9 protein-coding genes are annotated in these 8,697 nt (G+C 71.9%); 5 read left to right on the top strand and 4 right to left on the bottom strand.

What is annotated here, in order from left to right; genetic code table 11:
* Both I8N67_RS31210 and I8N67_RS31205 read right to left on the bottom strand, forming a co-directional pair.
* The coding region (locus I8N67_RS31210; RefSeq protein ID WP_200307589.1) for a cobalt-precorrin-6A reductase at nucleotides 1–786 on the bottom strand (786 nt) is incomplete at its 3' end.
* A gap of 35 nt (nucleotides 787–821) precedes the next feature.
* Entirely contained in the window at nucleotides 822–1,595 is a 774-nt protein-coding gene (locus I8N67_RS31205) for a sulfite exporter TauE/SafE family protein (protein WP_200307588.1), read from the bottom strand.
* A gap of 301 nt (nucleotides 1,596–1,896) precedes the next feature.
* On the opposite strand from I8N67_RS31205, the gene I8N67_RS31200 reads away from it, so the two are divergent.
* From I8N67_RS31200 to I8N67_RS43195, 4 genes are all read left to right on the top strand, one after another.
* Nucleotides 1,897–2,706 (top strand): alpha/beta hydrolase, encoded by an 810-nt coding sequence (locus tag I8N67_RS31200; protein WP_200307587.1) that lies wholly within the window; start codon nucleotides 1,897–1,899, stop codon nucleotides 2,704–2,706.
* 130 nt (nucleotides 2,707–2,836) lie between these two features.
* Nucleotides 2,837–3,106: a WhiB family transcriptional regulator gene (locus tag I8N67_RS31195; RefSeq protein ID WP_200307586.1), complete on the top strand. Its 270-nt coding sequence runs from the start codon at nucleotides 2,837–2,839 to the stop codon at nucleotides 3,104–3,106.
* A 42-nt stretch (nucleotides 3,107–3,148) separates the two neighbouring features.
* Complete coding sequence (locus tag I8N67_RS31190; protein ID WP_200307585.1) at nucleotides 3,149–3,631, top strand: Dps family protein; 483 nt, start codon at nucleotides 3,149–3,151, stop codon at nucleotides 3,629–3,631.
* A gap of 210 nt (nucleotides 3,632–3,841) precedes the next feature.
* On the top strand, nucleotides 3,842–4,018 hold the full coding sequence (locus tag I8N67_RS43195) for a hypothetical protein (RefSeq protein ID WP_234046588.1): 177 nt from the start codon (nucleotides 3,842–3,844) through the stop codon (nucleotides 4,016–4,018).
* A 354-nt stretch (nucleotides 4,019–4,372) separates the two neighbouring features.
* On the opposite strand, the gene I8N67_RS31180 is transcribed toward I8N67_RS43195, so the two are convergent.
* Nucleotides 4,373–6,235, bottom strand: coding sequence for a glycoside hydrolase family 15 protein (locus I8N67_RS31180; RefSeq protein WP_200307584.1), 1,863 nt, complete (start codon nucleotides 6,233–6,235; stop codon nucleotides 4,373–4,375).
* Nucleotides 6,236–6,730: 495 nt separating this feature from the next.
* Between I8N67_RS31180 and I8N67_RS31175 the strand changes: the two genes are divergently transcribed.
* Complete coding sequence (locus tag I8N67_RS31175; RefSeq protein WP_200307583.1) at nucleotides 6,731–7,579, top strand: SDR family oxidoreductase; 849 nt, start codon at nucleotides 6,731–6,733, stop codon at nucleotides 7,577–7,579.
* Here I8N67_RS31175 and I8N67_RS31170 read toward each other — a convergent pair.
* A complete protein-coding gene (locus I8N67_RS31170; protein WP_200307582.1) occupies nucleotides 7,563–8,549 on the bottom strand; it encodes a formylglycine-generating enzyme family protein in 987 nt (328 codons plus the stop codon). The two genes, I8N67_RS31175 and I8N67_RS31170, sit on opposite strands and share 17 nt — an antisense overlap.
* Nucleotides 8,550–8,697 lie beyond the last annotated feature (148 nt).

Below are 8,697 nucleotides of genomic sequence, written 5' to 3'. Positions count from 1 at the left end.
GTCTAGGTCTCGGTCTCGGTCTCGGTCGAGGTCCAGGCTCAGGTCCCGGCCCAGGTGTGCCAGCGCCCCCGGAACGTCCGGCACCGTCGTGACGCCCTCCGGAAGCGGGGGGCGTCGTACGACGACGACCGGCAGGCCTAGTTGCCGGGCGGCCACGAGCTTCGCTGCCGTCGCCTCTCCCCCGCTGTCCTTGGTGACGAGGACGTCGACACGGTGCTCGCGCAGCAAGGCCGTCTCACCGTCGACGGTGAACGGACCGCGCGCGAGCAGGACGTGGGTGTGCGGGGGCAGCGGCGGCTCGGGGGGCTCCACCGACCGTACGAGGAAGTGGAGTCCGGAGAGGTGCGCGAAGGCGGCGAGGCCCAGGCGGCCGGTCGTCAGGAAGATCCGGTTGCCCAGGGACGGCAGCAGCGTGGCGGCTTCGGCGAGGGATGCCGTGTCGTGCCAACGGTCGCCGTCGCCGGGGACAGGGGCCCAGCCCGGTCGGCGCAGGACGACGGCCGGGATACCGGTGGCCTTCGCCGCCTGTGCGGCGTTCGCCGTGATGCCCGTGGCGAAGGGGTGCGTGGCGTCCACGACCGCGTCGACATGGTGCTCGCGCAGCCAGGCCGCCAGCCCTTCCACGCCGCCGAACCCGCCGATCCGTACGTCCCCTTCGAGCGCCCCCGGCCCGGCCACCCGCCCGGCGAGGGACGTGGTCACGCGCACACCGGCCAGGACGGTGAGGGCTGCGGCGAGTTCGCGCGCCTCGGTGGTACCGCCGAGGACGAGGATGTGCGGGGGCATGGCGTCGAGCGTACGGGGGCCGGCGGGCGGGCCCGTCAGCGGAGCAGCAGGTGCAGGCCGCCCACGACCGTCGCTCCGATCACCAGTTGCTCGAAGAGCCGCTGGTTGATGCGGTTCACCGCCCACTTGCCGAGGAAGGCACCCGGTACGACGAAGAGCACCAGGGTCGCGTCCAGCAGGAGAGAGTGGCCGTCGATGAGGCCGAGGCCCACGCTGAAGGGGACCTTGGAGACGTTGACGATGAGGAAGAAAAAGGCCGAGGTGCCGAGGAAGCCGAGTTTCCGGAAGCCCGCCGAGAGCAGGTACATGGACATCACCGGGCCGCCGGCGTTGGCGACCATGGTGGTGAAGCCGCCGAGGACGCCGTAGGAGCGGGCCTTGGCCCTGCCGGCGCGGGTGGTGATCGCGTCGGGTTCGTCGTCCTTGTCGACCGTGCGGCGGCGCCAGACGGTGACGGCCGTCATCAGCAGCAGGATCGCGCCGATCGACGTACGGACGATCTGGTCGTCGGCCCACACCAGGAACAGCGTGCCGAGGACGACGCCGGCGCCGACGGCCGGGAAGAGCCGCCACAGGGTGGGCCAGTGGGCGTGCCGGCGGTAGGTCAGCACGGCGAGGATGTCCCCGAAGATGAGGATCGGCAGGAGGACACCGGTCGAGGCGCGGGCGGGCAGGACCGCCGCGAAGATCGCGAGGCTGACCGTGTTGGCACCGCTCACGGCGGTCTTCGAGAAGCCGACGAGCAGGGCGGCGACGGCGAGGACCGCGAACTCGGCCACGGACAGGTGCCAGAGAGTCATCGTGTTCATGCGGGGTCCGATGCTATGCGCACCTATCGGCCCGCGACAGGACCGTCTCGCCAGTTGACCCTGCCGCGGCTCTGCCACCGCTCTGCCGCCGCCCAGTCCTGGCTCCGAACGGTCGTACGTACGCATGTACGTACGACCGTTGCCCGGTTCGGCCTCCGGAGGTCCCGGATCTGCCCGGTTCGGGCTCCGGCTCCCGCGCCGCTGTCCTATTCGGGCTTTCGCTCCGGAGGGCCCATGGACCATCGTCCGGACGGCTGGCAAGATCCCCCGGGTTACCTTCGCCGAGGCAGTTGGAGGAGTCATGGCCGACTCTCGTGAGCACAGCTTCGCCGGCACCCGGGGCGGTGTCACCGCACGGGAGTGGCCGCGTGAGGAGGCGCGGTACGTGGTGCTCCTCATCCACGGCTACGGCGAACACATCGGCCGGTACGAACATGTGGCCGACACCCTGGTGAGTCACGGGGCGGCGGTGTTCGGCCCCGACCACATGGGGCACGGCAGGTCGGCGGGCGAGCGGGTGCTGATAGAGGACTTCGAGGACGTGGTCACCGATGCCCACGCGGTGGAGGAGCTGGCCCGGGCCGCGTACCCGGGGCTGCCGGTGGTGTTGATCGGCCATTCCATGGGCGGTCTCATAGCCGCGCGGTACGCCCAGCGGTACGGTCCCGGGCTGTGCGCGGTGGTGCTGTCCGGGCCGGTGATCGGTAGCTGGGAGTTGCTGGGCCCGCTGCTGGCGCAGCCCGAGGTGCCCGAGGCGCCGCTCGACCCGAAGCGGCTCTCGCGCGACCCCCTGGTCGGCACGACATACTCGAACGATCCGCTGGTGTGGCACGGCCCGTTCAAACGCCCGACGCTGGAGGCCTTCGACCGCTCCCTGGCGACGATCTCGAAGAGCGGGACCATCGGCTCGCTCCCCTTGCTGTGGCTGCACGGTGACGACGACCGGATCGTGCCGCTGCCCGGCAGCCGTACCGGGGTCGAGGAACTCCGGGGCGCCGAGTGGGCCGAGCGCATCTATTCGGACGCCCGGCACGAGGTGTTCAACGAGACGAACAAGGGCGAAGTCCTCGCGGACGTCAAGGAGTTCGTGGACGGCGTACTGGCTCGCTGAGACCACGGCCGGCCCGCGCGGGGGTCCGGCACGCCGGGTCCACCGCGCGCGGCGAGCCTTCGGAGGGATCCGTTCCACCGGCTCCGTGATGCCGCGTTTCCACCCATCCGCCCTGGGCACCCGGCCCCGCATGGAGTGGTTGCGGAGAGCGGCCTGCGTGGGAGAGGACCCCGAACTGTTCTTCCCCGTGGGCACCACAGGACCGGCGCTCGACGACATCGCCGCCGCCAAGCGCGTGTGCGCCCGCTGTCCGGTACGACGCGAGTGCCTGAACTGGGCGCTCGGCAACGGGCAGACGGTCGGCGTGTGGGGCGGCATGGGCGAGGACGAGCGCATCGCGCTGCTCCGCCGGGCCGGGACCGCCGACGCGGCCCGGCGCGAAGCGGTCTCGCGCCGCTGAGCGATCACGAAGCGACGACGAAGCGATGAGGAGCAGTACGTCATGACGACGGTGAGGAGCACACTGCCCGAGCCCGCGCTCCGGGTCACCGGGGACGCCCTTCAGGAGACCCTGGTGGATCTGCTGGGACTCTCACTGATCGGGAAACAGGCCCACTGGAACATCGTGGGACCGAGGTTCCGTTCGATCCACCTCCAGCTCGACGAGGTGGTGTCCACGGCCCGGTCGTACGCCGACCAGGTCGCCGAACGCGCGGCGGCGCTCGGCATCGCCCCGGACGGCCGGCCCGAGACCGTGGCGACACGGTTCGCCCTGCAAGGGCCGAAGGACGGCTGGCTGCGGGACGACGAGGTCGTGCGGCTCCTGGCGGAGGCGCTGGAGACGGCGATCGGGCGGCTGCGCGGACGTATCGACGCCACGGAGGATGCGGACAAGGTGACGCAGGATCTACTGATCTCCGTCACCTACGAACTGGAGAAGCAGCACTGGATGTTCGAGGCCGAGAACTGGCCGCGCGAGGACTGACCGAGGACTGACCGAGGACCGACCGAGGACCGGCTGGAGGGACTCCGGGTCCGGGCTACGGGCCAACTAACCTACGGAGTAGGACCGCTGAGGTCGTGGGCGCCTGCTCGCGGAGAGGGAGGTCCGGCAGTTCCTCGACATCGGCACGACCTGACCCTGGTGACCCGCCCGCACACGCCGAAGTCGCCCGGTTCTTCGGAGGGGTAGCAAGTGCAGCTGAACGTCCGTGAATGGGGCTCCGGCGATCGGACCGCCCTGCTCGTCCACGGAATCATGTCCGACTCACGGCCGCTGCGGGCGTCGCAGCCGATCCTGCCCCGGAAGCCGGGCAGGGGGCGCGGCGACGGAACGGCGTTCAGAGCGTGGACGGGCATCGCGGACATGTGACTCCCCGGGGTTTCTGGCGCGTGGTTCGCGGCTCTCGCGTACGCGGTTGGGCGACACCGGCGTGCGGGCGCTGCGGCGCGAAACGCCGACAGCTCAGCGGCTCAGCGACTCTACGGCTCAACTCAGGGGGTTTCTCGCGCTGCAGATGCGCAGCAGATCGATGTGACGGCGGGAGGTCAGAAGGAGGGGCTGCCGGCGTGCGCGCGGCACACGAGTCACCACGGCTCCAGGCGCCCCATCATTCCATACCTGTTCACTAGGAAATACCCCACCTGGAGTGTCGAGCCGCCTGCGCCCCGCGTCAAGAGGGTGTCCGAGTAATGGAAGCGGTGTCCAAGAAGTGGGCAGCACGGCTCAGCCCTCTTTCGCGCCGGGCGGTGCCTTCGGGTGGCCGCGGCGGGCGTGGAGGGCGTGCCGGTCGAGTTCGTAGGCGACCCGGATGAGCGGCACGTGAGTGAACGCCTGGGGGAAGTTGCCGAGTTGGCGGCCGGCGCGGGGGTCGTACTCCTCGGCGAGCAGGCCGACATCGTTGCGCAGTGCCAGCAGCCGTTCGTACAGGGCGCGGGCCTCGCCCTCGCGGCCGATCATCCGCAGGGCGTCCGCGAGCCAGAAGGAGCAGGCGAGGAAGGCGCCCTCGCCGCCGGTGAGGCCGTCCGGGGAGTCGGCGCCGCCCGCCGAGTAGCGGGCCACGAGCCCGTCGGTGAGGAGTTCGCGCTGTACGGCCTCGATGGTGCCGATCACGCGCGGGTCGTCCGGCGGCAGGAACCCGGTCTGCGGGATCTGCAGCAGCGCGGCGTCGAGTTCGCGGGAGCCGTACGACTGGGTGAAGGTGCCGCGTTCCGGGTCGAAGGCCTTGTCGCAGACCTCGCGGTGGATGCGGTCACGGACCGCGCGCCACTTCTCCACCGGTCCGGGGCGCTCGTGCTCCTCGGCCAGGCGGACCGCCCGGTCGAAGGCGACCCAGCACATGACTTTGGAGTGGGTGTAGTGGCGGGGGGCGCCGCGCATCTCCCACAGGCCCTGGTCGGGCTCGGTCCAGGCCTGCTCCAGGTGTTCGAGGAAGACCGTCTGCAGGGAGATCAGGTGTTCGCGCGGGCGCAGTCCGCAGCCGATGGCCAGATGGATGGCGTCCATCACCTCGCCGGGGACGTCGAGCTGCCGTTGGGCGGCGGCCGCGTTGCCGATCCGCACCGGGCGCGAACCCTCGTACCCCGGCAGCCAGTCGGCCTCCCACTCGGTGAGCCGCCGCTCCCCCGCGATGCCGTACATGATCTGCACGTCCTCGGGCCGCCCCGCCACCGCCCGCTCCAGCCAGCCCCGCCAGGCGTCCGCCTCGGCGGTGAAGCCGCTGCGCAGCAGCGCCTCCAGCGTCATTCCGGCGTCGCGCAGCCAGCAGAAGCGGTAGTCCCAGTTCCGTACGCCGCCGATCTCCTCCGGCAGGGACGTGGTCGGCGCGGCGACGATGCCACCGGTCGGCTCGTACGTGAGGGCCTTGAGGGTGATCAGGGAGCGGGCGACGGCCTCGCGGTACGGCCCGTCGTACGTCAGCCCGTCCGTCCAGCCCCGCCAGTACGCCTCCGTGGTGCGCAGCGCCTCGAACGCGTCCACCTCTTCAGGGGCGGGCAGGTGGGAGGGGTTCCAGGTCAGCACGGACGGGATGCGTTCGCCCGCGGTGACCCGGAAGACGGCGGTGTGGGAGTCGCCGTCGGCGGTGGGCCGCACGGGGGTGCGCAACCACACCGACTCGGGTCCCGCGATGCCCGTCAGCTGCCCGTCGCCGCTCCGCATCCAGGGCAGGACCCCGCCGTAGTCGAAGCGCAGCCGCAGGTCCATGCGCATGTCGACGGTGCCGGAGAGGCCCTCGACGATGCGTACGACGCTGGGGGCACCCTCGCGGCGGGGCATGAAGTCGGTGACCAGTACCTGGCCGCCGGACGTCTCCCACTCGGTCTCCAGGATCAGTGTGTCGTCCCGGTAGCGGCGGCGGGCGTACGGGCCGTTCTCGTCCGCCGGGGCGATGCGCCAGCGGCCGTTGTCCTCGTCGCCGAGGAGGGCGGCGAAGCAGGCGGGTGAGTCGAAGCGGGGGAGGCAGAGCCAGTCGATGCTGCCGTCCTTGCCGACGAGGGCGGCGGTGAGGAGGTCGCCGATGAGGGCGTAGTCCTCGATGCGGCCGGGCTTGGTGCGGGGGTCGGGGTCGGGGGCGGCGGGTACTGGCATGGGGTCAGTTTCGGGGCGGGAGGGGGTGGGGGCATGCGGGGTGGGGCGTTCGAGTTGCGGAGAGGGGCGGTGCGAGGGGGGCGCTGTGGGGGGGCGCTGTGGGGGCTTCGGTGGCTTGTCAGGCTCGGAGATTTCCCCGGCCGAGAGGATCCGCCCATCCTCGCGGACATCCTTTCCGGCAGGCTCACGGCCGACGACGCCGCGCGCCGCAACGGCGTCCCGGTGCGGGTCGTCCAGCAGTGGCTCCGGCAGATCCCGGTGGCCGCGCCCACCGACCGGATCACCCTCCCGACCCGCGACGCGCCGTCTGCGCCTCCGCCTGCGCCTGCGCGGGCGGACCGGCGCCCCCTGCCCCGGTGCCGGGGTCGTCGTCGACGAGATGGTCCAGGGACTCGGGCTCTGACTCGGGCTCTGAATCGGGCTCTGACTCGGCCTACGACTCCGACTCTGACGCCGGGGGCCTCGTCCCCTCTCGTGGCCGCTACGCTCCCCGCCATGAGACTGCGGAACACCCGCCCCATGGATATCGGTTCGGCCCATGTCGTCGTGACCGGCGGGTCGAGCGGCATCGGTCTGGCCACGGCCCGGCTCCTGGCGGCACGCGGCGCGAAGCTCTCCCTGATCGCGCGGGGCGCGGAGCGCCTGGAGGAAGCGGCGCGGGAGGTGTCGGCCGCCGCGAAGGGAGTACCGGTCGCCGCGCGGGCCGCCGACGTGGCCGACCGTGCGGCCCTCACCCGTGCCATCGCCGAGCTGGAAGCCGAACAGGCGCGGCCCTGCGACATCCTGATCGCCTCGGCGGGGCTCGCCCGCCCGGGACACTTCCTCGAACTGTCCGACGACGTCTTCCGGCAGATGATCGAGGTCGACTACTTCGGCACGCTCCACGCCGTATGTGCCGTCGCCCCCGGCATGGTGGAGCGCGGGCACGGCAGCGTCGTCGCGGTGTCGTCCGCCGCCGGACTGCTCGGCATCTTCGGCTACAGCGCCTACGGGCCGGCCAAGTTCGCCGTACGCGGGCTGATGGAGTCGGTGCGGGCCGAACTCGCCCCACGCGGGGTGCACGTCGGCGTGGTCTTCCCGCCGGACGTGGACACCCCGCAGCTCGCCGAGGAGAACCGGTGGAAGCCGCGGGAGACCCGGGTGATCGGCGGCACGATCAAGCCGCTCACGGCGGAGAAGGTCGCGGCGGCGATCGTGAAGGGCATCGAGCGGCGGCGTTTCACGATCTGCCCGGACACGGGAACCCGGGCGCTGGCCCGGTTCGGCAGCGTGCTCATGCCGCTGCTCAACCGCGAGTTCGACCGCCGGGTGAGGGCGCTCCAGCGGTCTACGACACCGTCCTGAACGCCGCCGCGACCCGGAAGCCGATGTTCCCCGCGGAGCTGTCGGGGGTGTTGGAGGAGCGGGCGGCCACGCGGTAGCGGTCGCAGTAGGAGGCGTGGCACATGTGGGAGCCTCCCCGCATCACCCGCGAGGGGCCGTCGGGCGGGCCCGTCGGGTCGGTGCGCGGCCCGGTGACGTGGAAGTCGGGGCTGAACCGGTCGGCGCACCACTCCCACACATTGCCCACCGTGTTGTACAGGCCGAAGCCGTTGGGCTCGAAGGCGTCGACCGGGGCCGTCGAACGGTGGCCGTCGGCGGCGGTGTTGTGGCTCGGGAAGCCGCCGCGCCAGATGTTGCAGGTGTGGCGGCCGTCAGGGGCCAGTTCGTCGCCCCACGGGTAGCGCCGCTGTTCCAGGCCGCCACGGGCCGCGTACTCCCACTCGGCCTCGGTGGGCAGCCGGGTGCCCGACCAGGCGCAGTAGGCCCGCGCGTCGTTCCAGGAGACATGTACCACCGGGTGGTCGGGGATCGCGTCGGCGGAGGAGCCGGGGCCCTCGGGCCGCCGCCAGGTGGCGCCCCGGACGCCGCGCCACCACGGGGTGCCGGGGACGCGCGGGCAGACGGCATGCAGGCCGGCGGGGAGGAACCCCTCGAAGACGAAGGAGAAGTCGAAGTGCTCGGCCTCGGTCACATGCCCGGTCGCGTCGACGAAGGCCGCGAACCGCTCGTTGGTGACGGTCGTCGCGGCGATACGGAACGGGCTCAACTCGACCTCACGGACGGGTCCTTCGCCGTCACTCGGGTATCCGATCTCGTCCTCGGTGCCCATCAGGAACGCCCCGCCGGGCAGCTCCAGCAGCCGCTCGTCACCGTGAACCCCTGGCGCCGGGGATCCGCCCGGCAGCACACCGGGTGGCCCGGCGAGCGGCACGGCGAGCGGCACGGCCACTGGCTCCCGGCCCGGAGTGCAGCAGGCTTGGTCCTGTGACATCGCGCGGTCCTTGGAGAGGCTCGGAGGGAGGAACGCAGAGGAGTGAGGAGTACTGAGAGGGGCACTGGGAGGGGTTGATGAGGCAGGGTAGCCCGCACCCCGCCCCCTGCCCCACCCCACAGTCGCGGTATTTCCCGCCACAGCGCCA

This window comes from Streptomyces adelaidensis (genome assembly GCF_016598475.1).
GTDB lineage: Bacteria > Actinomycetota > Actinomycetes > Streptomycetales > Streptomycetaceae > Streptomyces > Streptomyces adelaidensis.
This window is presented reverse-complemented; position numbering and strand designations above follow the sequence as displayed.